Origin of the sequence: Nocardia sp. NPDC051787 (assembly GCF_040681325.1) — a bacterium.
Lineage (GTDB): Bacteria > Actinomycetota > Actinomycetes > Mycobacteriales > Mycobacteriaceae > Nocardia.
In genome coordinates, this window is the sequence record NZ_JBFAYO010000029.1 from 71,888 (window position 1) to 95,222 (window position 23,335).

Below are 23,335 nucleotides of genomic sequence, written 5' to 3' on the forward strand. Positions count from 1 at the left end.
TTCAACTGTGCCAGGAATCCGTCCGGCACGGCATCGGCCGCGGTGGCGCAGGAGGCGTCGCGTTCAGAAGGCGGGCCACGGGATGGGGCGTGTGGTGCGCGGGAGCGGCATCACCGGGTTGTCGAGCACCTGGTGGGCGCGTTCGGCGAGCGCGTCGATCTCGCTGTCGGTGATGTGTTCGCTCAGCGCGGCGGCGAACGCGCCCGGCAATTGTTTGGCGAATGCGGTGATGTCCGCGATCAGGTCGTCGCTGATGGGTTGGCCGGCCCAGCCCCACAGCACGGTGCGCAGTTTGTGCTCGGTGTGCAGGCAGATGCCGTGGTCGACGCCGTACACCTGACCGTCCACGCCTTCCAGCGCGTGCCCGCCCTTGCGGTCGGCGTTGTTCAGCAGCACGTCCAGTACCGCCATGCGCTGCAACCGGGGGTCGTCGGCGTGGATCAGCGATATCTCGTTGCCATCTTGGTCCAGTGCGCGCAGCACCTCACGGAATCCGTCGGGTACCGCGCCCGCGGGGCACAGGTCGATCAGGTCCAGCCGGTTGCCGCGGTCGGTGTGGTTGTCCACGCCGTCGACCCAGCGTTGCACCATGCCGGGCCCGAAAGGGCCTTCGCGCAGAATGGTTTCGGGGATCACGCCCCAGCCGATCGCCTCGGAGATCAGATATGACGCCACTTCGCGTCCGGCCAGGGTGCCGTTGGGAAAGTCCCACAGCGGCCGTTCGCCGCGGATCGGTTTGTAGACCACCCGCAGCGGTGGCTGGTCGCGGTCACCGTCGAGCACATCGCAGACCAGGGTCACGTTGCTGGCGGTGTTCACCCGCCCGATCACCGTCAGCTCGCCGCTGTGGAATCGGTCCCCGGCCTCGGCCACGGAATCACTCCTCTAGTTCGGCCGCGCCGAAGATGTCGCCGCGCTTGTAGCCGTTGGTTCGCACGCACATGTGCCCGCGAGCCGACAGCGGCTCGCCGCACAGCGGACACGGCGGACGTCCCGCCGCGATCACCCGGGTGGAGCGCAACGCGAATTCGCGGGCCTGGATCGGCGTGAGGAACACCCGCACCGCGTCGGGTCCTTCCTCGGTGTCGTCGAGCACCACCGACTCGTCGACCTCGGTTTCGGTGATCGCCAGCAGTTCCACCACCACCGCGCCCGCGTCGGCGTCCCAGCCCAGGCCCATGGTGCCGACCCGGAACTCGGCATCGATCGGGGTGACCAGCGGCGCGTTGTCGGTGACGTCCTCGGCCTGCGGCGGCACCTCCGCGCCGAAGCGGCGCGCGACCTCGTCCAGGAGCAGGCCCATCCGGTCGGCAAGTACCTTCACCTGCTGCTTTTCCAGCAGCACGCTGACCACGCGCGGTTCCTGCACGGCCTGCAGATAGAACGCGCGATCGCCCGGCTCACCGACGGTCCCGGCGACGAAACGATCGGGGGTGCGGAATACATGGATTGCGCGTGACACATGCACCTCCTGATACGTGACCCTGATCGACTACCCGCGGCGCGGGGATTCCATACAACGACCGTCCGGTTGTCTACAAGGAATCTCGGCGCTCCGCATTCCCATTATCCGCACTTCCGGCGCCACCGAGCTCGCCGCCGGGGACAGGACCGGACGTCGCGGTCCTCGGCGCCGCCGAGGCCGCGCCGGCGGGTTGCCCGCCGGTGGCGGCGAGGGCGGACAGATCGGCGCCGGTGTCGTTCATCCGCCACACGTACGGTGCGGTCGGGGTGTAGCGGATGACGCTGATCGAGGCGGGTTCGACCATGATCCGCTGGAAGCCGTCGAGGTGGATGCCGAGGGCGTCGGCGAGCACCGCCTTGATCACGTCGCCGTGCGTGCACGCCACCCACAGTGCGTCGCGGCCGTGTTGCCCGGCCAGCGCGCGGTCGTGGTCGCGGATCGCGGCCACCGCGCGGGACTGTACTTGGGCCAGGCCCTCCCCGCCGGGGAACACCGCGCCGGAGGCGTGTCGCTGCACGACTTTCCAGAGCGGTTCGGCCAGCAGTTCGGCGATCGGGCGGCCGGTCCACTCGCCGTAATCGACTTCGATGAGCCGGTCGTCGAATACCGGCTCCAGCCCGAACTTTTCCGCCAGCGGCGCCACCGTCAGCCGGCAGCGCAGCAGCGGAGAGTGCACGATGCGTTCGATCGGCAGCCCGGCCAGTCGTTCGGCCACGGCCCTCGCCTGCTCGTCACCGCGCTCGGTGAGCCCGACGCCGGTGCTGCGACCGGCCAGGGTGCGGGCGGTGTTCGACGTCGACACACCGTGCCGCAACAGGATCACCGTCATGCGGCCAGCCTAGCGATCATGTCGCCGAGACCACGCCTCCCGCCAGCAGACCCATGATGACCAGGCCCAGCACGATGCGGTAGCCGACGAACCAGTACAGCGAATGCCGCGCCACGAAACGCAGCAGCCACGCCACCGACGCGTAGCCGACGACGAACGCCAGTACCGTGGCCGCCAACAGTTGCGGCCCGCTGGCATTGAGCCCCTCACCGGCGGGCGCGAACGCGTCCGGCAGGCTGAACAGGCCCGAAGCGGTCACGGCGGGAATGGCGAGCAGGAACGAAAACCGTACGGCCGCTTCGCGCTCCAGCCCGAGGAACAGACCGGCCGTCGAGGTCGCGCCCGAGCGCGAGACACCGGGGATCAGCGCGAGGGATTGCGCGAAACCCATCGCGAGACCGTCGCGGGTGGTGAGCTGCTCGATGGACCGCTCCTTGCGTCCGAAGTGCTCACCGGCGGCGATGACCAGGGCAAACGCGATCAGCATGAACGACACCAGCCACAGATTGCGTGCCCCGGTGCGGATCTGGTCCTTGAGCAGGAATCCCAGCACGCCGATCGGCATGGTGGCGATGATCACATACCAGCCGATGCGGTAGTCGAGTTCGCGCTGGGTCTGCTCGTCGAGAACGCGCTTGCGCTCGGCGGTGATGACCGGAAGTTTCGTGGTGGGCTGATCGTGCAATGGGAGTTCCTGCCTGCCGCGCGCGGTCACCCGCTCGCGCAGACCGGCGAACCAGGCCAACACGATCCGCCAGATGTCCTTGGCGAAGAACACCAGCACCGCGGCCTCGGTGCCCAGCTGGGTGACCGCAGTGAACGAGGCGCCCGCGTCGTCGCCGAAGAAGACCGAGGACACGATGCGCAGATGCGCCGAGGAGGAGATCGGCAGAAATTCCGTGAGCCCCTGCACCAGGCCCAGCACCAAGGCCTGCACCCAGGTCATCGACTCTCCTACCACGAACCAGCCTCCACTTCCGCCCGAAATACGCATTCCCACCTGGGCAATGGTCCGGCGGTCGGTCGCGTCACTGTGACCACCGCCGCAATCACGCAGCGACAGTACAGTGTCGAGGTCGCGGCCGCGTGCCCGGCCGTTGTGCGTACTGCGCCTTCACTGCGGGCTCATCCGGTTTCCCCGTGCACCGAAGTGCGACCCACTGTGCTGGTGGCCGTCGAGTTGCGTATCCACACTCTAGGCTTGGCGCCGTGACGATTGCGCGGACACGGTGATGGAACAGCGGACGGTCGGCCGCAGCGGCCTACGGGTGTCCCGGATAGGACTGGCGACCCACACCTGGGGTGCGCATACCGACACCGAAGAGGCGGCAGTGCAGTTGGTGGCGTTCGCCGAGGCGGGCGGCACGCTGGTCGACACCTCGCCCGCCTATGCCGGCGGTGCGGCACAACGGATCCTGGCCGAACTGCTCGGCGATCTGGTCTTACGCGACGATCTGGTGCTCAGCGGCTGCGCGGGTGTCGTGCCGCTGGCCACGCCCGCACCAGGGGCGGCGTCGGTGCCCGCACCGGAACCGGTGCGCCCGGCGGTGGACACCTCACGCCGCGCGCTGCTGCGCCAACTCGATCGGACATTGCTCGAACTGGGCACCGACTACCTCGATATCTGGCATGTCGCCGCCTGGGATCCGGCGACTCCGCTCGACGAGGTCGCCGCCACCCTCGAATTCGCGGTCCGCTCCGGGCGCGTCCGCTACGCCGGGGTACGTGGTTTCAACGCCTGGCAGGTCGCCAGCATCGCCGCGGTCGCGCCCATCGCCGTCGCGCAGACCCCGTACTCGCTGCTTGCCCGGGATACCGAAACCGATTTCATTCCGGCCGCCCAGCATCACGGGGTCGGGTTGATCGCTACCGCGCCGCTGGCGGGTGGCATCCTCACCGGCAAGTATCGCGACGGGGTGCCCGCCGATTCGCGCGGCGCGGACGAGGCGACCGCCGCCGAGATCCGGCACCGGCTCGACGACCGCGCGACCCGGGTGGTCGAGGCACTGGTGACCGCCGCCGACGGACTGGCCACTTCGCCGCTGGCCGTCGCGCTGGCCTGGATCCGGGAGCGTCCCGGTATCGCGAGCATGATCGTCGGCGCACGCGACATCGGGCAGCTCACCGGCGTGCTGGCCGCGGAAACCCTGGAACTGCCGCGCGCGATCGCGGCCGCCTTGGATGACGTCAGTGCACGCGCGGAGTGACAGAGATTAGCCTTGCCTGCATGAGGGAGCGCAGCGAGCGGATCATCGACACAGCGCGCATCGCGCATGCCGGAACCGAGCGCCGGCCAGGCGCAGGCATGAGCACCGCGGTGACCGCGGGTGGGCTGGGGAACCGAGTCCGAGCGCGGTGGCGCGCCGTCCTTGCCCTGCTCGCGGCGATCCTGCTGGCCGGGTCGGCCGCGTGTGACGCCGACGGCGCGGCGTCGCACGGTGGGCACGGGCCGACGACGGCGACCCTCACCGATCTGGACCCGGTGCCGATCGGGCCGGAGCCGACGCCGACGCTGCCGGTGACGGTGCGCTCGTTCGACGGCGGCGACGTCACCGTCACCGACGCGAACCGCATCATCGCCGTCGATCGCTACGGCACTCTCGCCCAGATCGTCTACGCGCTCGGGTTGGGGACGAAGCTGGTGGGGCGCAGTACCTCCGCGGCGTTTCCCGCGGTGCGGGACGTGCCGAACGTGGCAGGCGGCAATGGGTCGCTGAACGTGGAATCGGTACTGGCCCTGCGGCCTTCGGTGTTCCTGACCGATACCACCAGCGCAGCGCCCGCGGTGCGGGAGCAGTTACGCGCGGCCGGTGTGACGGTCGTCTACTTCGACCCGCAGCGCACGATGGACGGGGTGGTGCCGCAGATCGAGGCAGTCGCGGGCGCGCTGGGCGTGCCCGAGCGCGGCCAGGCGCTGGCGCAGCGCACCCGCGACGAGATCGCCACCGCCAGCGCCGCCGTGCCCGCCCAGGACCGGCCGCTGACCATCGCGTTCCTGTATCTGCGTTCCACGGCCATCACGATGCTCGCCGGGCCGGGGTCGGGCGCGGACGCGTTGATCGCGGCGCTGGGTGCGCGGGACGCGGGCACGGTGGCCGGGCTGAAAGAGCCGTTCACCGCGATCACCAGCGAGGCGATGATCGGTACGGCGCCGGATGTGCTGCTGGTGATGTCGGACGGGCTGAAGTCCGTCGGCGGGGTCGAGGGACTGCAGAAGGTGCCCGGCATCGCGCAGACTCCGGCGGGGCGGGACCGGCGCGTGGTGGACATGTCCGATGCCGTGCTGCTGAGTTTCGGGCCCAACACCGGCCGGGTGATCGCGGCGCTGAGCGAGGCCGTGTACGGCACCGGGCACGCATGAGCGCTACGACAGCGGCGCGACCGGTTTCCCCCGCGCCGAAGTCACGGCGCCGCTCGCAGGTGCTGGTCGTATTCGCGGTCGCGGTGGCCGGGCTGGTCGCGCTGGCGGTCGTGTCGGCGGCGATCGGGCAGGTGCCGACCACCCCGGCCGAGGTTGCGGGCAGTGTGCTGCACCGGATCGGGTTGGATGTCGGGCCGATGCCGGCGCATCCCTCGGGCGAGGTGACGTTGTGGCAGGTGCGGTTCCCGCGGGTGGTGCTGGCGATGCTGGTCGGTGCGGCGCTGGCGACAGCGGGTGCGTTGTTGCAGGGTGTGTTCGCCAATCCGCTGGCCGAACCCGGTGTGATCGGGGTGTCGGCGGGTGCCGCGGTCGGGGCGGGCACGGTGATCGTGGTGGGTGGTGCGTTCGTGGCGGCGTGGTCGGTGGCGGCGGCCGCGTTCGTCGCGGGGCTGGCGACCACGTTGCTGGTGTATGTGCTGGCGCGCGCGAATGGACGTACCGAGGTCGTCACGCTCGTGCTCACCGGTGTCGCGATCAATGCCTTCGCGGGCGGGGTGATCGCGCTGCTGCTGTTCGTGGCGTCTCCGGCCGCCCGCGATCAGATCGTGTTCTGGCAGCTGGGGTCGCTCAACGGCGCCACCTGGGAATCCGTGGGCGTGGTCGCGCCGCTGGCCGCCGTGGGCGTGGCCGCGGCGGTGCTGCTGGCGCCGCGGCTGGATCTGCTGGCGCTCGGCGAGTCCTCCGCCCGTCATCTCGGCGTCGACGTGGAGCGGCTGCGCCGCAATGTGATCGTCGTCGTCGCGGTGTTGGCCACCGCCGGTGTCGCGTTCACCGGCATCATCTTGTTCGTCGGGCTCATCGTCCCGCACCTGGTCCGCATGCTGGTCGGCCCGGCCCATCGCGTCCTCATCCCGCTCAGCGCCATCGTCGGGGCGGTGGTGCTGCTGGCCGCCGATGTCTGCGCCCGCTCCCTGGTCGACAACGCCGACCTGCCGCTGGGCATGCTCACCTCGCTCATCGGCGGCCCCGTCTTCTTCTGGCTGCTGCGCCGTACCCGAGCCCGCTCGGGAGGCTGGGCATGATTCCGGCTGGCATTCCGGCCGGCTTCGCCGAAGGGCACATGGCTGTGGCGAACGTCGAGAGACCCTCTCCGTGGTGTGCCGCTCGACGGGGATCAGGAGGAGGTCGGTGAGGGTGCGGGCGGTGTTGGTGCGGGTGCATGAGCTGCCGGAGGCGCCGAAGCCGGGGGCGGTCACGGTGCGCGCGGCGGGGGTGAGTGTGGATCGGCGTGGCGGCGGCGGGCGGGCGCGGCGGGTGCTGGACGGGATCGATTTCCAAGCCGTCGCGGGGGAGGTCGTCGCACTCGTCGGGCCCAATGGCGCGGGTAAGTCGACGCTGCTGGCCGCGTTGGCCGGGGAGTTGGCGCTCAGCGAAGGTCTCGTGGAGCTCGACGGGCAGCCGTTGACGCACTGGTCGACGCTGGATATGGCGCGGCGGCGCGCGGTGTTGCCGCAGACCCACACCGTCGGCTTCCCGTTCACCGCACGAGAAGTGGTGGCGATGGGCCGCGCGCCCTGGGTGCGCACCGAACGCCGCGAACTCGACGAGGAACAGATCGTCGCCGCGATGGCCGCCACCGACGTGGAACACCTTGCCGCCCGGTCTTTTCCGACGCTGTCGGGCGGTGAACGCGCCCGGGTCGCGCTGGCCCGCGTGCTGGCCCAGGACACCGCCACGCTGCTGTTGGACGAGCCGACCGCGGCGCTGGATCTCGGTCATCAAGAAGCCGTCCTGCGGTTGGCCACCGACCGCGCCGCCGCGGGAGCCGCGGTGGTCGTGGTCCTGCACGACCTCGGTATCGCAGCCGCTTACGCCGACCGCGTCGCCGTGCTCGATTCCGGTCGCGTCGCCGCCGACGGCCCGCCCCGCGAGGTGCTCACCACCGACCTGCTCACGCGCGTCTACCAGCACCCGGTGGAGGTTCTCGATCACCCCGTCACCGGTGCTCAGCTGGTGCTGCCGGTGCGTCGCTGACCGCTCGGATCGACTGCCGCGGCCCTACCGCCAGATCAGTTTGAGTACCGCGGGTGTCAGCAGCATGCGGATCACGGTGGCGTCCAGGATCAGCGCCGCGATCATGCCGTAGGCGATGTACTTCATCAGCACCAGATCGGAGAACCCGAACGCGCCGGTGACCACGATGAGGATGGCGGCGGCGGAGGTGATCACCCCGCCGGTGTGGGCGATGCCGTAGCGGATCGCCTCCGGCGCGCACGAGCCCGCGGCGCGCGCCTCCGATATCCGCGACAGCAGGAAGACCTCGTAGTCGGTGGACAGTCCGAACACCACCGTCACGATCAACGCCAGCACCGCGAACATCAATGGCCCCGGTGTGAAATGGAACAGGCCCGCGCCGTGGCCTTCGACGAACACCCAGGTCAGCACACCGAGGGTGGAGATGAGGCTGAGCGCGCTCATCGCGACGGCCTTCACCGCGAGCACGATCGAACCGAACGCGGCGTACATCAGCGCCAGCGCCGCCGCCACCAGGATCGCCAGCAGCAGCGGCAGGCCGTCGAGCAGACCGTTGATGCTGTCGCGCTCGAGTGCGGGCACTCCGGCGACCATCACCCGCACCCCGGGCGGCTCGGGGATCGCGCGCAACGCGGCGATCACCTGGTCGGCGTCGCGTTTGTCGGCCAGCCCTGCGGCGAGCACGTTGATGCCGTCCTTGGTCGCCGCCGCGGGTTCGAAGCGCCCGGTCAAGCCGGGGATCTGATTGGCGGCGTAGCGGATGTCGCCGAGTTGCCGCGGGTCGGCGCCGACCACGACGAGTTTCAGCGGTTCGGTGCGGAAGCTGGGGAACAACTCGTCGAAATGTTCCTGCGCCACCCGCGCCGGATTGCCCTGCGCCAGATACCGTTCGCTGAGTCCGCCGAACTCGATGTGCCGCAGCGGGATACTGAGCGCGAGCAGTGCGAGCACGATCGGCACGGCCACCGCCAGCGGCCGGCGCATCGCCCACACGGCCAGCCGGGAGAAGAATCCGGCGTCGATCTGTGCTTCGGTTTTGCTGCGGGAGAACCGTTTCCAGCCAAGGAAGTCGATGCGGTGCCCGGCGATGCTCAATGCCGCGGGCAGCGCGGTCACCGACAGCAGTGCCGCGAGCAGCACCGAGCTGATGCCGCCCAGCGGCACCGAGCGCAGGACTCCGTTCGGGAAGATGAACAGCGCGCCGAGGCTGATCGCGATGATGGCCGCCGAGAACAGCACCGTGCGTCCGGCGGTCGCGACGGTGCGGGCGGTGGCTTCTTCCACGTCGCGGCCCGCGGCGAGTTCCTCCCGGAACCGGGTGACGGTGAACAATCCGTAGTCGATCGCCAGTCCCAGGCTCACCAGGGTCATGACGGCGCTGGCGAAGACATTGACGTCGATGTGGTCGGTCAGCAGCCGCAGCCCGCCCTGGGTGCCCAGGATCGTCATGCCGCCGATCAGCACCGGCAGCAGCGCGCCGATCACGCCGCCGAACACGAAATACAGTCCGATCGCCACGATCGGCAGTGCGATCATTTCGGCGCGTCTGATGTCGCGCTGCATGCCGGTGTTGATGCCTTCGACGATCGGCTGCAACCCGGCCAGCTGCACCGTCGTGCCGCCCGGGCCGCCGCCGGCGCGTCCGGCACCGAGATGGTCTTTGATGGCCGCGAAATTCTCGACGGTGCCGGTGCCGGAGCCGCGTAATCCGACGCTGGCGAACGCGTGGGTGCGGGTGGTGTCGGTGGCCTGCGCGGAAAAGGGGCTGTCCCAATAACTATCGATCTTCAGGATGCGATCGGGGTAGGTGGCCAGCAGAGCGGCGAGCTGGGCGGTGACCGGGCCGCGGACGGCGGGGTCGTCGACGGTGGTGCCGGTGGGGGCGGTGTAGAGCAGGATCAGGTCGCTGTCGGTGTCGCGCCCGAAGGTGCGGTCGGCCAGTTCGGCGGCGGCGACCGATTCGCTGCTCTCGTCGAACCAGCCCTCCTGGGTCAACCGGCCGGACAGGTCACGGCCGTACCAGCCCGACACCAGCACGAACAGAATGAAGACGGCCAGCACGAGGAAGCGGTTGCGGTGGACGAACCGTCCCCACCGCAGCGATCCCGGCGTGCGCATCGAGTCGAGGCCCGCCTCAGCCGCAGGCCGGGGTGCGGTAGTCGGCCGACCGCAGGATGCCGCACAGGTCGGTCCGCGAGATCCGCCACTTGCCGTCGATCAGCACGAAATGCACCACCGTGGTGCGCACGGCGGTGCCGGTGCCGTCCTTGTCCAGCCGCATGGTGGCGGTCAGGGTGCCGTCGTGGTTGTCGAACACCGGGTCGGTCACGCCGTAGACGGCGCGCGGATTGTCCTGCAGCGCCCGGTACATGTCGGGGATGGCCTGGCGGAAGGCGTCACCGTCCTCGATGAGGGCGGTGCGTTCGCTGTCGGGCAGGGCCGGGTCCAGCGCCCGCTTGATCTGGGCGTCCAGTTCGGTGGCCGTCGGCAATGGCGGGTGCGCGGCGCTGGAGGAGGCGGCGACCGAGGACGACAGCGACGCGTTCGCCGACGAGCGGGCGGCCGCGACGGCGGCGTCGTCCGGGCCGCTGGCGCAGCCGGTGACCGGCGCCGCCAGCAGCAGACACGCCGCGGCGAGGGCGGTCCGGGCGAGTCGGGTGTGGGTCATCACGTCCTACATACCGTCGATGACGGAGCTGATCCGTCCCAGCAGGGCCCGCACGGTCGTGACGTCCCGGTCGGTGGTGGCGTCGATCGTCGCGGCGTCGGGGATCATATCCCGCACCAGGGCGATGACGCTGCGCTCGTCGTCGAGGTCGATATCGGTGACGGTGGCTTCGGCGACCGCGAGCACGTCTTCCGGGCCGGGTACGGCGCTGTCGAGGTCGCGGCGGTAGATCTCCAGTGTGAGGGCCGCGCGGACGGTCCGGAACGCGAAGGGGTGACCGTCGGCGGTGGTGCCGAACCCGTGCGCGTACGGACCGACGGTGATGTCATCGACGGCAAACCCCGACGGATGGTCGGCTTTCAACCGGATCTCCCTGAATCGGACAGCGTGTGGACTCCACCGTAACTCCGATCACCGACATCGTGCTCGAGCCGACACCCCGGTCGGTCGGTTCAGTGCGCCATCATGGTCAGATGGTGTGGTTGCGGAAGATTCGTCGGTAGTTAGGAGCTCGGTGCATGCGCCCTCGCGGCTCGATCCTCTCGGCACTCGCGGGTGTGGCGGTGCTGGTGCTGCTGGCCGGATGCTCTTCGCGGACCGGCGGCGCGGACCTGCCGAGCAGGGATCCGGCGACCGCGGCGGTCGCGCCCGCGGTGACCACGCCGCCGGCGGGCCGGGTGCTGCCCGCCGGCCCGGTCGCCGCGCTGGAATCCGATCCCGGCACCGGGCTGCTTGCCGTGCTCGACGGCACCGCCCTCACGATCATCGACCCCGCCGCCGCCCAGCCCTCGGTGCGCACCGTGACGCTGCCGGATCGCGCGAGCGGACTCACCCCTGGCAGGCCGGGTGAGATGCTGGCGACCGCGCCGGGGCGGGTACTGCGGGTGGATCTGGCCGGCGGCACGATCGGGGAGGTCGCCGTCGACGGCGACGTGCGGTCGGTGCTCCCGCGCCCGGACGGTGGGCTGCTGGTTGGTACCGGCGACGGCCGGGTGCTGGAGGTGGCGCCCGGCGGTGCGGTGACCAGGACGGTGTCCGGGCTGCTGTCGGCCGACGAGCTGGCCGAGGCCGACGGCAAGCTGACCGTGCTCGACCGCCACCAAACCGCGATCTTCGAGCTCGACCTCGGTCGCGACCGGCTCGGATTGGCGCTGCGGGCCGGCGACGGCGCCACGCAGATGATCGGTGACGCGCGCGGCCGATTCGTGGTCACCGACACCGCCGGTGGCGAACTGCTGGTCTACACTGCGGGACCGCTCGTGCTGCGTCAGCGTTTCCCGGTAGGATCTTCGCCTTACGCAGTTGCCTACGATCATCGGTCCGACACCGTGTGGGTGACGTGTACGCAGCGCAACGAGGTCGTCGGGTTCGACCTGTCGACAGGTATACCGAAGGAAGTGGGACGCTACGCCACCGTCCGGCAACCGAACTCGGTGACCATCGAGCAACACACCGGGGACTTGTTCGTGGGATCCGCGACCGGCGACGGTCTGCAACGGATCGGTGCGGACGATCGGAAGAGAGGGCACTGATGGCTCGGACACCGCGCGCGGGTGACGATTCCGCGACATCCCCTGATCCGACAGCACACCGGCGGCGCGGGCGCGCGCTGCCCGCGGGCTGGGAGACCACCAGCGACGACTACGAGTACGTGCCGCTGCGCCTGCCGCCGGATGTCACGCGGGTGACCGCGTCCATGCGGCTGGCGATCCAGGCCGAGTTCGGTGGCTGGGAGCTCTCGCGGGTGCGGGCCTACACCGACGGCAGCAGGCGGGTCCTGCTGCGGCGGCGAAAATCCGCACTACTACCCCAGCCCGAACCTGGAATGTGAGCCGATGTACGCCCTGCTACTCCGACTGATGTTCCTGGTCGCGCCGGAACGCATCCACCACCTCGTCTTCGCTGTCATGCGGTTGGCCGCCTGGTGCGCCCCCGTGCGCTGGGCGATGAGCAAGATTCTCGTCACCGACGACCCGATTCTGCGCAGCACCGCGTTCGGGGTCGAATTCCCCGCGCCGCTGGGGTTGGCCGCCGGATTCGACAAGAACGCCGACGGTGTCGACGCCTGGGCCCCGCTCGGGTTCGGCTTCGCCGAGATCGGCACCGTCACCGCCCAGCCGCAGCCCGGCAATCCCGCACCGCGACTGTTCCGGCTGCCCGCCGACCGGGCCCTGATCAACCGGATGGGTTTCAACAACCACGGCGCCGCCGCTGCCGCCGAACGGTTGCGGACCCGGCGCGGCGGAGTGCCGATCGGGGCGAACATCGGCAAGACGAAGATCGTCGAACCGGACGCCGCCGCCGCCGACTACGCCACCAGCGCCGCCCTGCTCGGACCGCTGGCCGATTTCGTCGTTGTCAACGTCAGCTCCCCCAATACCCCTGGCCTGCGGGATCTGCAGGCGGTGGAATCGCTGCGTCCGCTGTTGCGAGCGGTGCTGGACAGCGTGCGGGTACCGGTGCTGGTGAAGATCGCTCCTGACCTGTCCGACGAGGACATCGACGCGGTCGCCGACCTGGCCGTCGAGCTGGGTCTGGCGGGCATCGTGGCCACCAACACCACCATTCGGCGCGACGGTCTGCGCACCGGTCGCGACGAGGTCGCCGCCATGGGCGCGGGCGGTCTGTCGGGCCCGCCGGTCGCGGAGCGCTCGCTCGAGGTGCTGCGCCGGTTGTACCGGCGGGTGGGTGACCGGCTGGCGCTGATCTCGGTCGGCGGTATCGAAACGGTCGATCAGGCGTGGGAACGCATCCTGGCCGGCGCGACGCTGCTGCAGGGCTACACCGGCTTCATCTACGGTGGTCCGTTCTGGATGCGCAGGATCCATCGCGGTCTGGCGCAGCGGTTGCGCGCCGGCGGCTACAGCAGCATCGGTGAAGCCGTCGGCGCGGAGCATAAAGCGCACGCCTGAACTACAGCGCGGGTCAGCCGTGGACGAACGGGGGTTCGATCGTATGGGTGAGCGATCGGCCGGTGCGTGGGCCGTGCCCCGGTGGCGTCGGGTCCCCTTTCGGTCGCAACTCCTTCTCCAGCCGTGCCGCCATCCGCTTGGCCAGCAGGATCACCGCCTGTTCGCGCAGGATGCCCAGTTCATCGGCGTAGACGTCGACGCGGGCCTGGGTCATCCGGTCGTGCACCATGTGCGGGTCGCTGAGCAGTTCGTCCAAGCGCATGCCCGCCAGCGCCTGGGCGCGGGTCAGCTGTCGGTCCGGCAGCCAGCTGAGGTGCCAGCCATCGGCGGTGTCGGTGTCCCGGAAGGCGGCTTCCGGGGTTATGTCGCTGGTCATGGTCCATTCGGTGGTGTGAATGGTCATCGCTGTCTCCGGTGCAACAGGTGGAGTGAGGCCGGCTCCAGGGTGCTGAGTTCGATGATCACGAATGCCTCCAGTCGTGCATCCGCTGGTACAGCGCGGTGGATGCGCTGCACCGTGATTTCTGCGGGTGTCGGCGTGATGGGGCCGACGGGTCCGTTTGCCGGGCCGGGCGGCCCTGGCGGACGCTCGGCGGTGCGGGGGTTCGGGTGTGCCGGTGGGGTGAACCGGCATACCGGCCGAGTCGTCTCCTCGCGGCAGGCATGCTCACCCGCTTCGGGGCGCCGTGGTTGATGGGCCTGCGATCGGCGGCGGATATCGCCAGGCCGGTCGTGCCCGAGGAGAGGTTGCCGCGCGTCGGTGAGCCCGTGTGGGGCGCGGCCGATGTCCGGGGCGCGGCCGCTGGGGGAATGCCTTCGCGCTGACGCGTGGCAGGCGATGACCAGGGTGCGGTGTTGCGGGGATCTCCGGCGGCTCGTTTAGTCCACCACCGACTTCGGCACCAGCTCGGTATCCGGTCCGGCGGGGCGGTGGTGCCGTCGCCGCCGAATCTGCCGTATTCGGTGAATCATTCTCATCACCAGCCCTCCCGTGCCTGGTGGAGCGATGGGGATCGCCACATCCAGTGTGGCATTTGCCGTTCCCCGAGCGCAATTGCCGTTGTAATTTGGTAATTGACAATTTGCCCGCTGGCTAAACCCGATTTGCGTGGCCTATGTGCGCCCGACCGCTTCGGTGTCGCGCCGATCGAGGAGGGTCGCCCATGGTCCCGCAGGATTCGGGGATGGTTGCCGTTCGCAATATCCTCACCCGGTTGTGCAAACGGTCCGGTCTGAGCTCGGATCGGTTGCGCAGCACCGAAATCGACGTCCTGCCGCTGCTGGATCTGCTGGCGGTGCGCCAGTACGCGCGGCGTGCGGGCGTCGACCGGGAGGAAGCGGTGCTGCCGCTGGTGCGCGACCTGGTCGAGCGTTTGGATCCCACCGATCGGCTCATCGTCGACGCGGAACTGTCGTTGGGCCTGCTGCGCGAGAATCCGCCTGCCGCAGTCGATCCCGATCTGCTCTACGCTTCGGATCTGGGCGAGCGGCGCGAATATCTCGCCGAGCGCTGGCGTGTGCTGCACGAAGCCATTGGGGCGCAACGTATTCCCGCCGCACCGACGGTGCGCTCACTGCGCGGTGCGCCCGAGCGCAGAGCGTTCACCGCACTGGCCGCGCAGCTGGCCACGGCCTCGGTATTCGACGGGGCACACGTCGTCGACACCGGTGCGCCCGCATCGGAAAATGGCGCGGCCGAATCGGATTCATCGAAAGCGCGCGGCGTGGTGACCGTGGTCGGCGACGCGGTCATCGACCACATGTACCTCGTCGATCGGATCCCCGGCGCGGGCGGCACCGCTCGCGGCGGCTATGCGGAACATCCCGGTGGCAAGGGACTGACCCGCGCGGTCGCCGCCGCGCGGCTGGGTCTGCGGGTGCGGCTGATCTCGGCGGTCGGTGACGACGACGCGGGCGGCCGCATCCTGGAATACCTGCGCAGCGAGCGTGTCGACACCGAACTGGTCAAGGTGGTGCCCTACGCGCCGACGCCGGTCACCGCGGTGATCGTCGCGGGCACCGGCGCGGCGAGCACGATCGGCTGCAAAGACGAGCGAATCCGGTTGAGCGCTCAGGATTTACGCAGCGACGCGATCCGCTCCGCGATCGCCACCTCGGATGCGGTGCTGCTGACCTTCGAACAACCCACCGGGGTGATCGAGCAGATCATGGCGTATCTGCGCGGGCTGCGGTCCCGGCCGCTGGTGGTCGTGCATCCGGCGCCGCCGCTGGATCGCCCGCAGTACCTGTACCACCACCTCGGCGTGGTGGACTACCTGGTCGGTGGGAACAAGGACTTGGACGCACTGGCCATGGTGCCCGACGGTGCCGCCCCAGCCTCCGGGGAAAAGACCGCCACGCTATTGCGTGCGCTCGGGGTGCGCGCGGTGTGCGCGATCAAGGATTTCCGGTGCGCGGTGTGGTCGGACCAGCTCAGCGACCAGTTCCAGCCCTTCCCGACCGCGCTGGACGACTCGGTCGGCGCTCACGCTGCCTTCTCCGCGGCCCTGGTATATCGTCTCGTCTCGACGCGCCGCCCCGATGGGTTGAGACCGGTCGCCGCACGCAACGACTACGTCTGGGCGACCGCCGCGATGGTGGCGACGCAATCGGTCGGGGACGTCCCGGGAGCAATGCCACTGGTGAGTGAGATCGAACGAATTTTCAGACTCGCTTCGGAGGAGCATTGACCCGAATTGTGGACCTTGCCGACACCGAGCACCGGTTCCGTCGCAAGGGGCATGATCTGCGTGTTCGCGTGGTGGAGCTGAACGGGCACGACGAGCGGGGACACCTGCTGCTGTTCGGTGCGATCACCGACGGATGCCTGGTGCGGGTGCATTCGCGGTGCCTGTACGGCGAGGCGCTGCGGTCGGAGGACTGCGACTGCGGGCCGGAACTGGACAAGGCGCTGGACCTCATCCAGGCCGCGGGCGCAGGCGTGCTGGTCTATCTGGAGCAGGAAGGGCGTGGCGCGGGGCTGATGGCCAAGGCACTGGGGTATCGCGAAAGCGAGCGCTCCGGCGCCGACACCTTCACCAGCTACGAGAACCTCGGTTATCCCGCCGACGCCCGCACCTACTCCGCGACCGCCCGTGCCCTGGCCGAGCTGGGATTGCGCTCGGTGCAGCTGCTCACCAACAACCCCGCCAAGGTCGACGCGCTGCGACAGGGAGGTTTGCGGGTCACCGCGGTGCCGCTGCGGACACGGGCGCTCAGTGAGCGGGCCCGCGAGTACCTCGAAGCCAAGCGAACCAGGCGCAAGCACTGGATTCCGACCGATTCCGTGCCGTGGGCGGTCGAGGAGCCCGTCGGCGCCGATCGGACCGACGAGCCATTGGCGGTGGATCCGGTCCTCATCACGCCCGGCGAAACCGCTCGTCCCCACCCGGGGTCCGCCTCCGCGGCGGATCTGATCGGCGCATAGCGGTTCCTCGGTGTAAGAGCCACCACAATCCTCGTGTCTCGCTACCATGAGTGAGCCGCGCCACATGTGGCGCGCCGACTCGCGAGAGACTGACAGTTCGTTCGCTGCATTCTTTCAGTATTCGAGTCTCGGACCGGGCGTCGGCGAACACCGCGGTTCGGTCCACGCCAGAGATAGCGGGAACAGGGATATGACGACAACAGACATCGGATACGCGCACCAATCGGGCAAAACGGTCTACACCGTGCCCGCGGCATTCCAGGAGACCGCGCGCCTACGCCCCGACCAGATCGCCTTGCGCAAGGTGGGTGGCACCCAGGAATACACCTGGCGCGACTACGCCGAACGGGTGCGCTCCATCGCGGCGGGCCTGGCCGGCCTCGGTGTGCGGCACGGCGACACCGTCGGCATCATGCTCACCAACCGCCCCGAGTTCAACCTGGTCGACACCGCGGCACTGCACCTGGGCGCCACCCCGTTCTCGATCTACAACACCAGCTCCCCCGAGCAGATCACCCACCTGTTCACCAACGCGGGCAACAAGGTCGTGGTCACCGAACAGGTTTTCCTCGACCGCATCACCGCCGCGGGTGTGCCGATCGAGCACATCATCATGGTCGACGGACCGGCCGAGGGCGCCATCACCCTCGAACAGGTCGAGGCCGCACCCGCCGCCGAGTTCGACTTCGACGCCAGCTGGCAGGCCGTGCAAGCCGACGACCTCGCCACCTTGATCTACACCTCCGGCACCACCGGGCCGTCCAAGGGCGTGGAGATCACCCACCGCAACGTGCTCGCCCAGATCATCGCGCTGGTCAACGGCCCGCTGCAGGTCGGCTTGGACGATCGCGCCGTGTCCTACCTGCCCGCCGCGCACGTCGCCGACCGGATCTCCGGCCACGCGATCAACCTGCTCACCGGCATCCAGATCACCACCGTGCCCGACCCGCGTGAGGTCGCCGCGGCCCTGCCCGACGCGCGCCCGACCATCTTCTTCGGCGTGCCGCGGGTGTGGCAGAAGATCAAGGCCGGGGTCGAGGGCAGGCTCGCCGCCGAACCGAGCCCGGTGAAGAAGGCGCTGGCCAACTGGGCGATCGGCACCGGCATCGCGGCCGCGCGCGCGGATCTGGCCGGAAAGGGCCGCGGTCCCCTGCTGAGCGTGCAGCACGCGATCGCCGAAGCCCTGGTGCTGTCCAAGCTGCGGCACGCACTCGGGTTGGATCAGCTGCGGGTCGCCTCCTCGGGCGCGGCCCCGATTCCGCCGGAGACCCTGGAGTACTTCCTCGGTCTGGGCTTCACCGTCAGCGAGGTGTGGGGCATGTCGGAGACCACCGGCGTGGGCACCTTCACCGAACTGGACAAGCCGCGCCCCGGTTCGGTCGGGCGCCCGGTGGACGGCATGGAACTGCGGCTGGACGCCGACGGCGAGGTGCTGGTGCGCGGTCCGATCGTCACGCGTGGCTACCGCAACATGCCGGACAAGACCGCCGAAGCCATCGACTCCGACGGCTGGCTGCACACCGGCGACATCGGCACCCTCGATGCCGACGGCTACCTGCGCATCGTGGACCGCAAGAAGGAACTGATCATCAACGAGGCGGGCAAGAACATCGCGCCCTCCAACATCGAGAACGCCGTCAAGGCCGCCTCCTCGCTGATCGGCCAAGCCGTCGCGATCGGCGACGCCAAGCCCTACATCGCCGCCCTGATCGTGCTCGACCCCGACGTCGCCGCGCTGCGCGCCAAGGAACTCGACGCCACCGGCGAGGACATCGCCACCCTGGCCACCCGCCGCGAGATCGTCGACGAGGTGCTTGCCGCGGTGCAGGCGGGCAATGCCAAGCTGTCGCGGGTAGAGCAGATCAAGCGGTTCACCATCCTCGGTGCCGTCTGGGAGCCGGGCGGGCACGAGCTGACCCCGAAGATGTCGCTCAAGCGCGTCCCGATCGCGACCAAGTACCAGGCCGAGGTCGAGGCGCTGTATGCCAAGGAGCCCTCTGACCGGGTCGTCAACGTCAAGTAGATTCCACCGGAAAGCACTGTGGCCCTGGGCGTTCGTTCAGGGCCACAGTCACATCACCGCGAGCGGTCAGCGGCGCCGCAGTGCCGGGTCGAGCAGGGCGGGCGGAGTATCGAACTTTTCGTTGGCGGCCAGGTCCACGCCCGGAGCGACGATCGCGTCGATCGCATCGAGCGCGTCGGCGGAGAGCACGGTGTCGGCTGCGGCCAGCTGCGCGTGCAGATGGTCCAGCGTGCGGGGGCCGATGATCGCGCTGGTCACGGCGGGGTGCGCGGTCACGAATCCGAGCGCGAGCTGAATCATCGTCAGACCGGCTTCGTCGGCCACCTTGGCCAGCTGCTCGACCGCGTCGAGCCTGGCGCGGTTGGACGGAATCGAGGTATCGAAGCGCTCCGGCAGAACCGTCGAGCGATGGGTGGTGATTTCCTGGCCCTCGCGGATCGCGCCCGACAGCCAGCCCGAGGCCAACGGGCTCCATACGAGCACACCGAGCCCGTACTGCTCGGTCACGGGCAGGACGTGGCTCTCGATCCCACGCTGCAGGATGGAATAGCTGGGCTGTTCGGTGACGTACCGGCTCAGGTGGTTGTCTCGGGCCGCCCATTGGGCTTGCACGATGCGGTACGCCGGAAACGTCGAGGAGCCGAAGTAACGGATCTTTCCCGCCCGCTGCAGGTCGGTCAACGCCGAGAGCGTCTCCTCGTCGCTGGTGCTCGGGTCCCACCGGTGGATCTGGTAGAGATCGACGTGGTCGACGCCGAGACGGCGCAGGCTGTGGTCGAACTCGGTGACCAGCCAGCGGCGCGAGCTACCCTGATGGTTGCGTTCGTCGCCCATCGGCAGGCTCGCCTTCGTGGCCACCACGATGTCGTCGCGGCGGCCTGCGATGGCCTTGCCGACCATCTCTTCGGACTCCCCGTCGCTGTACCAGTCGGCGGTGTCGATGAGATTGATCCCGGCCTCGAGGGCGGCGTCGACGATGGCGGTGGCTTCGTCCTGGGTGGTGCGTCCGATTCGGCCGAAGTTCATCGCGCCGAGCACGAGCGAGCTGACCTGCACACCGGTGCGGCCCAAGGTGCGGTACTGCATGACTGTGTTTCCCTCTTTTACGGGCTGGGTGCCTTATTGCCGTGTGGATTTGGCTGCGGTCAGCGCTCTGGCACCATGATCGATCGGAACCTTGTTCCGGTTACGATACGGAACCTTGTTCCGCTTTGCGACCTTACTATCGAAGGGAGCGGTGTGGTGACCGACATCGACGGGCGATCAGGGCAGGCGGCCCCTCGTAAGCGGGCCGACGCCCGACGCAACGAGCAGGCGCTGGTCGATGCCGCCGCCGCGGTGTTCGTCACGTCCGGCGTCGAAGCGCCGGTACGCGACATCGCGGCCAGGGCAGGCGTCGGGACGGGCACGATCTACCGCCACTTCCCAACACGGGCGGACCTCATCATCGCCGTCTACCGGCATCAGGTCGAGGCGTGCGCCGAGGCCGGTCCGGCCCTGCTGGCCAGCAGCGCGACTCCGCACGCTGCGCTGGGGCGATGGATCAACCTGTTCGTTGACTTCCTGGCCACCAAGCACGGACTCGCTGCCGTACTGCAGTCCGGCGACTCCAGCTTTGACACGCTGCACGCCCACTTCCTCGACCGCCTCGTGCCGGTGTGCACGCAACTGCTCGACGCGGCAGCCGAGGCCGGCGAGATCGCCCCCGGCGTCGAGGCCTACGAACTGATGCGCGGCGTCGGTAATCTCTGCATCGGCGCGGCGGATGATCCCCGCTACGACGCACGCCGCCTGGTCGGACTCCTGATCGCAGGACTGCGCCGACCGCCATAGTCGTCAGCCTGGGCAGACGCGAGAGAGGCGTTCTATGGCATATTCGGAACGATGATCCGAATCGGTCGAGGTTGCCCGTTCGCGAAGGTGACCGTCCTCGGCAACCGAACACAACGCTCGTTTGCTTGCTTCGAGTCGTCGTGAAGCGCATCCACCAGCATGGCGATCATGGAGCAGGTGATTTGATCGAACTCCTTGGTCGCGCCGGATTTTCCGGTAGCCGATTCACGCCGTGCGCAAGCGCGGGTGGTGTTTCCGGCACGGCAATTCCGGTCGTGCTGCACGCGTAGTGAACTCCCTGCAACGCCGCGTCGGCCAACAGCCTGTGGTGCTCGGCGCGCGCAGTTAGCGGGCAAGCTCTTTGACCGCGAATTGAACAAGTGTTTAATATATTGAACATGCGTTCAAAGGATGATGAGCTGCCCGAAGCCGAGAAAATTCGCGTCGACCTCACCGGAGCACCGCAGACGATGCTCGCCACGCTGTATGCCAAGGCGCTGGATGCCGACGCGGAGAAACCGCTGCTAGGCGACACTTGGGCCAAGGACGCGGTACGCCGCATCGACTACGACTGGCGAAGCACCAGCATCACGCCGCGCAACCAGGTCGGAGTGACAGTGCGGACAGTCCACTTCGACAATTGGGCGCGCGAGTTCCTCGCCCAGCACGACCGTGCCGTGGTGTTGCACCTCGGCTGCGGGCTGGATAGCCGAGCCTTCCGGCTGGACCCCGGTCCTGAAATCGAGTGGTATGACGTCGACTATCCCGAGGTGATCACGCTGCACGAACAGCTCTACCCCTCCCGCGAGCACCACCACCGTGTCGCCGCGTCCGTGACGGATCCGGCGTGGCTGCAAGAGATTCCCGCCGACCGCCCGGTGCTGATGATCGCCGAAGGCCTGACCATGTACCTCACCGAAGACGCCGGCGTCGCCCTGCTGCGCGCCGTGGTCGAGCACTTTCCCTCCGGTGAACTGCACTTCGACGCATTCAACGCCCTCGGCATCAAGACCCAGAAAATCAACACCGTCGTCCGGCGCTCCGGTTCGACGCTGCACTGGGCGATCAATGGCCCCGACGACATCCTCTCCGCGGTACCCGGAGTTCAGCCGCTCGCCGCGATATCGGTCTTCGACTCCGAGTCGTTCAAACAGGGAGTATCCGGCGGCTACCAGGTGATGGGAAAGGTGATGTCGCTGGTTCCGGCGCTGCGGATGATCGCCCAGTACCACCGCTACGCCTTCTGAACGTGCCGCCCTGATGCGCCACAGATGACCGGGCGCGCAACACATCTCGGCTGATTGTTCGCCACTGGCCCGAATGGACGCGGATTTACTCGCCGAATGCCCCTCGTAGCCGTCGACGCCCCTACAACTGTGCCGTGGCGAAGCCGACGAGGAGGACGCTGAAGCCGCCGATCTCGCCGACGATCAACGCTCGCTGACGGGTTGGCTCAGGCGGGCATCGCCTCGCTGCGCTACGACCTGCGCGGGCACGGCGAGAGCGACGGCCGCCCCGAAGAGTCGTCACTGGCCGCGCATCTCAACGACATTCGCGTGGCCCTCGGGCATCTGCTGGAGAAGACGAGCCTGCCGACACCGCATCTCATCGGGGCCAGCTTCGCCGGCGGATTGAGCGCCTACTACGCCGCGAAACGGCCGGACGAGGTGAACCGGCTGGTGCTCCTGAACCCGCAGCTCAACTACAAGGCGCGCTATATCGACGAGAGGCCGCACTGGCAGGGCGACTTTCTGATCCAGGAGAAGGCCGCTGAACTGAACGAGCAGGGGTACCTGGTGCACCGGCATCCGGTGCTGCATGGTCGGGCTTCCTCAACGAGGTGTTCTGGATTCGACCGAACGAGGTCGTCGGGGAGATTCAAGCACCGACCCTCATCGTGCATGGCACCAAAGACACGTTCGTGCCGGTGGAAACGTCACGCGAGGCCGCGCAGCAGTTGCGGGTCGACCATCGACTCGTGGAGATCGACGGTGCCCAACACGGGTTTGCCGTGCATGAGGATCCGCAGTACCTGAATCCGCAGAGCCAGCAGTGGCAAGCTTTCGTCATCAGCACCGCGCGGGAGTGGCTTACGGCTGGGTAGCGGTGGCCAACGCTTCTCGCAGTTCTCGTGGTCCAGGCCGATATTTCCAGCGTCCCATTGCCTCAACGGCCCGGAGCAGCTCCTGCTTGGTCCGAGCAGATTGTTTTCGGTGGCCCGTCGCATGGCAAGGAGCCCTTCATCGGCAGCGAGGTCCGGTTCGCCGCTGAGTGCCAGCGCCACGGCATGGCGGGCGCGGAAGTAGCCCTCGTCACGATCGGACAAGGTGCCCGCAGTGAGCACGCTGCTGTAGAGGGCGGCAGCCTTCGCCGGTTTTCCCGCCTCGACGTAGCAGCTAGCCGCGCGCAGTAGATGGATGTGCTCATATCTGCGTCGTCCTCCCGCCGCTGGGTACTGGTACGACCGCGCCATTGAGATGGCGCAGGAGGCCGGCGACCTCTCGATGCAAGGCTATGTGCTAAGGACCGTGGCGGTTGCCGATCTCCATACGGTCAGAAGTCGTGCAGCAGGAAGCTCGTGGGCTGGCGATGCATGCTGAGAAAATCCCAGATGGCCTACGACGACCGGGACGGGCTCCGGGTGCTGACTCTCGCTCAGGCAGCTCAGCGCGCAAGAGTTGGTGGCGACCTAGCCACTGTTTTGAAAGTGGGTTGTTGACGGCGTCGCTGCGCGGCGGCCTCAACAGCCTGGTTGTGATCGAGATCCTCTGCTCGCGTTGGCA

The 23,335-nt window shown here is 68.7% G+C and carries 22 protein-coding genes and 1 pseudogene; 14 read left to right on the top strand and 9 right to left on the bottom strand.

Annotated features, from left to right (window positions below; all coding sequences use genetic code 11):
- Positions 1–63: 63 nt before the first annotated feature.
- From AB0M45_RS26485 to AB0M45_RS26500, 4 genes are all read right to left on the bottom strand, one after another.
- Positions 64–873, bottom strand: a complete 810-nt coding sequence (locus tag AB0M45_RS26485; RefSeq protein ID WP_364334681.1) for an SCO1664 family protein — start codon at positions 871–873, stop codon at positions 64–66.
- A 4-nt stretch (positions 874–877) separates the two neighbouring features.
- The gene (locus AB0M45_RS26490; protein WP_195131737.1) at positions 878–1,462 is read right to left on the bottom strand and encodes a DUF3090 domain-containing protein; all 585 of its coding nucleotides are present in this window, start codon (positions 1,460–1,462) and stop codon (positions 878–880) included.
- Positions 1,463–1,535: 73 nt separating this feature from the next.
- Entirely contained in the window at positions 1,536–2,294 is a 759-nt protein-coding gene (locus AB0M45_RS26495) for a histidine phosphatase family protein (protein WP_364334683.1), read from the bottom strand.
- 16 nt (positions 2,295–2,310) lie between these two features.
- Positions 2,311–3,240 carry an undecaprenyl-diphosphate phosphatase gene (locus tag AB0M45_RS26500; RefSeq protein WP_364334685.1) on the bottom strand — a complete coding sequence of 310 codons (930 nt, stop codon included), beginning with the start codon at positions 3,238–3,240 and terminating at the stop codon, positions 2,311–2,313.
- A 286-nt stretch (positions 3,241–3,526) separates the two neighbouring features.
- Here AB0M45_RS26500 and AB0M45_RS26505 point away from each other — a divergent pair, with 286 nt between their 5' ends.
- The 4 genes from AB0M45_RS26505 (at position 3,527) to AB0M45_RS26520 (ending at position 7,689) form a co-directional block, all read left to right on the top strand.
- Complete coding sequence (locus tag AB0M45_RS26505; protein WP_364334687.1) at positions 3,527–4,501, top strand: aldo/keto reductase; 975 nt, start codon at positions 3,527–3,529, stop codon at positions 4,499–4,501.
- A 98-nt stretch (positions 4,502–4,599) separates the two neighbouring features.
- Positions 4,600–5,655, top strand: a complete 1,056-nt coding sequence (locus AB0M45_RS26510; protein WP_364334737.1) for an ABC transporter substrate-binding protein — start codon at positions 4,600–4,602, stop codon at positions 5,653–5,655.
- The gene (locus AB0M45_RS26515) at positions 5,652–6,737 is read left to right on the top strand and encodes an iron ABC transporter permease (RefSeq protein WP_364334690.1); all 1,086 of its coding nucleotides are present in this window, start codon (positions 5,652–5,654) and stop codon (positions 6,735–6,737) included. The genes AB0M45_RS26510 and AB0M45_RS26515 overlap by 4 nt, the downstream gene beginning before the upstream one ends.
- Positions 6,738–6,843: 106 nt before the next feature.
- Positions 6,844–7,689, top strand: a complete 846-nt coding sequence (locus AB0M45_RS26520; RefSeq protein WP_364334693.1) for a heme ABC transporter ATP-binding protein — start codon at positions 6,844–6,846, stop codon at positions 7,687–7,689.
- Positions 7,690–7,713: 24 nt separating this feature from the next.
- Here AB0M45_RS26520 and AB0M45_RS26525 read toward each other — a convergent pair whose 3' ends face one another.
- The 3 genes from AB0M45_RS26525 to AB0M45_RS26535 are packed head-to-tail and all read right to left on the bottom strand — an operon-like array spanning position 7,714 to position 10,720.
- Positions 7,714–9,807, bottom strand: a complete 2,094-nt coding sequence (locus AB0M45_RS26525; protein WP_364334696.1) for an MMPL family transporter — start codon at positions 9,805–9,807, stop codon at positions 7,714–7,716.
- Between the two features lie 16 nt (positions 9,808–9,823).
- Positions 9,824–10,357: a hypothetical protein gene (locus tag AB0M45_RS26530; protein ID WP_364334699.1), complete on the bottom strand. Its 534-nt coding sequence runs from the start codon at positions 10,355–10,357 to the stop codon at positions 9,824–9,826.
- A 6-nt stretch (positions 10,358–10,363) separates the two neighbouring features.
- Entirely contained in the window at positions 10,364–10,720 is a 357-nt protein-coding gene (locus AB0M45_RS26535; protein WP_364334702.1) for a hypothetical protein, read from the bottom strand.
- Between the two features lie 155 nt (positions 10,721–10,875).
- Between AB0M45_RS26535 and AB0M45_RS26540 the strand changes: the two genes are divergently transcribed.
- Genes AB0M45_RS26540 through AB0M45_RS26550 form a run of 3 tightly spaced genes read left to right on the top strand, consistent with a single transcriptional unit; the run spans position 10,876 to position 13,269 of the window.
- Positions 10,876–11,889 carry a hypothetical protein gene (locus AB0M45_RS26540; protein WP_364334705.1) on the top strand — a complete coding sequence of 338 codons (1,014 nt, stop codon included), beginning with the start codon at positions 10,876–10,878 and terminating at the stop codon, positions 11,887–11,889.
- Complete coding sequence (locus AB0M45_RS26545; RefSeq protein WP_364334707.1) at positions 11,889–12,188, top strand: DUF5703 family protein; 300 nt, start codon at positions 11,889–11,891, stop codon at positions 12,186–12,188. Before AB0M45_RS26540 ends, AB0M45_RS26545 begins: the two co-directional genes overlap by 1 nt.
- Positions 12,189–12,192: 4 nt before the next feature.
- Complete coding sequence (locus tag AB0M45_RS26550; protein ID WP_364334710.1) at positions 12,193–13,269, top strand: quinone-dependent dihydroorotate dehydrogenase; 1,077 nt, start codon at positions 12,193–12,195, stop codon at positions 13,267–13,269.
- A 13-nt stretch (positions 13,270–13,282) separates the two neighbouring features.
- Here the strand turns inward: AB0M45_RS26550 and AB0M45_RS26555 are convergent, their stop codons facing one another.
- Complete coding sequence (locus tag AB0M45_RS26555; protein ID WP_364334713.1) at positions 13,283–13,672, bottom strand: hypothetical protein; 390 nt, start codon at positions 13,670–13,672, stop codon at positions 13,283–13,285.
- Positions 13,673–14,432: 760 nt separating this feature from the next.
- On the opposite strand from AB0M45_RS26555, the gene AB0M45_RS26560 reads away from it, so the two are divergent.
- From AB0M45_RS26560 to AB0M45_RS26570, 3 genes are all read left to right on the top strand, one after another.
- Positions 14,433–15,959: a PfkB family carbohydrate kinase gene (locus tag AB0M45_RS26560; RefSeq protein WP_364334716.1), complete on the top strand. Its 1,527-nt coding sequence runs from the start codon at positions 14,433–14,435 to the stop codon at positions 15,957–15,959.
- Entirely contained in the window at positions 15,956–16,696 is a 741-nt protein-coding gene (gene ribA / locus AB0M45_RS26565) for a GTP cyclohydrolase II RibA (protein WP_364334719.1), read from the top strand. The genes AB0M45_RS26560 and ribA overlap by 4 nt, the downstream gene beginning before the upstream one ends.
- 190 nt (positions 16,697–16,886) lie before the next feature.
- Positions 16,887–18,719: a long-chain fatty acid--CoA ligase gene (locus tag AB0M45_RS26570; protein WP_364334722.1), complete on the top strand. Its 1,833-nt coding sequence runs from the start codon at positions 16,887–16,889 to the stop codon at positions 18,717–18,719.
- A gap of 66 nt (positions 18,720–18,785) precedes the next feature.
- On the opposite strand, the gene AB0M45_RS26575 is transcribed toward AB0M45_RS26570, so the two are convergent.
- Complete coding sequence (locus AB0M45_RS26575) at positions 18,786–19,805, bottom strand: aldo/keto reductase (protein ID WP_364334725.1); 1,020 nt, start codon at positions 19,803–19,805, stop codon at positions 18,786–18,788.
- Positions 19,806–19,961: 156 nt separating this feature from the next.
- Here AB0M45_RS26575 and AB0M45_RS26580 point away from each other — a divergent pair, with 156 nt between their 5' ends.
- The 4 genes and pseudogenes from AB0M45_RS26580 to AB0M45_RS26595 all read left to right on the top strand — a co-directional run bounded on the left by AB0M45_RS26580 (position 19,962) and on the right by AB0M45_RS26595 (position 22,656).
- Positions 19,962–20,552: a TetR/AcrR family transcriptional regulator gene (locus AB0M45_RS26580; RefSeq protein WP_364334728.1), complete on the top strand. Its 591-nt coding sequence runs from the start codon at positions 19,962–19,964 to the stop codon at positions 20,550–20,552.
- Between the two features lie 419 nt (positions 20,553–20,971).
- Positions 20,972–21,799, top strand: a complete 828-nt coding sequence (locus tag AB0M45_RS26585; protein ID WP_364334740.1) for a class I SAM-dependent methyltransferase — start codon at positions 20,972–20,974, stop codon at positions 21,797–21,799.
- Between the two features lie 201 nt (positions 21,800–22,000).
- Positions 22,001–22,264: pseudogene (locus AB0M45_RS26590) on the top strand (alpha/beta fold hydrolase); the annotation flags it as partial.
- A 185-nt stretch (positions 22,265–22,449) separates the two neighbouring features.
- On the top strand, positions 22,450–22,656 hold the full coding sequence (locus AB0M45_RS26595; protein WP_364334731.1) for a dienelactone hydrolase family protein: 207 nt from the start codon (positions 22,450–22,452) through the stop codon (positions 22,654–22,656).
- Positions 22,657–23,335: the final 679 nt, after the last annotated feature.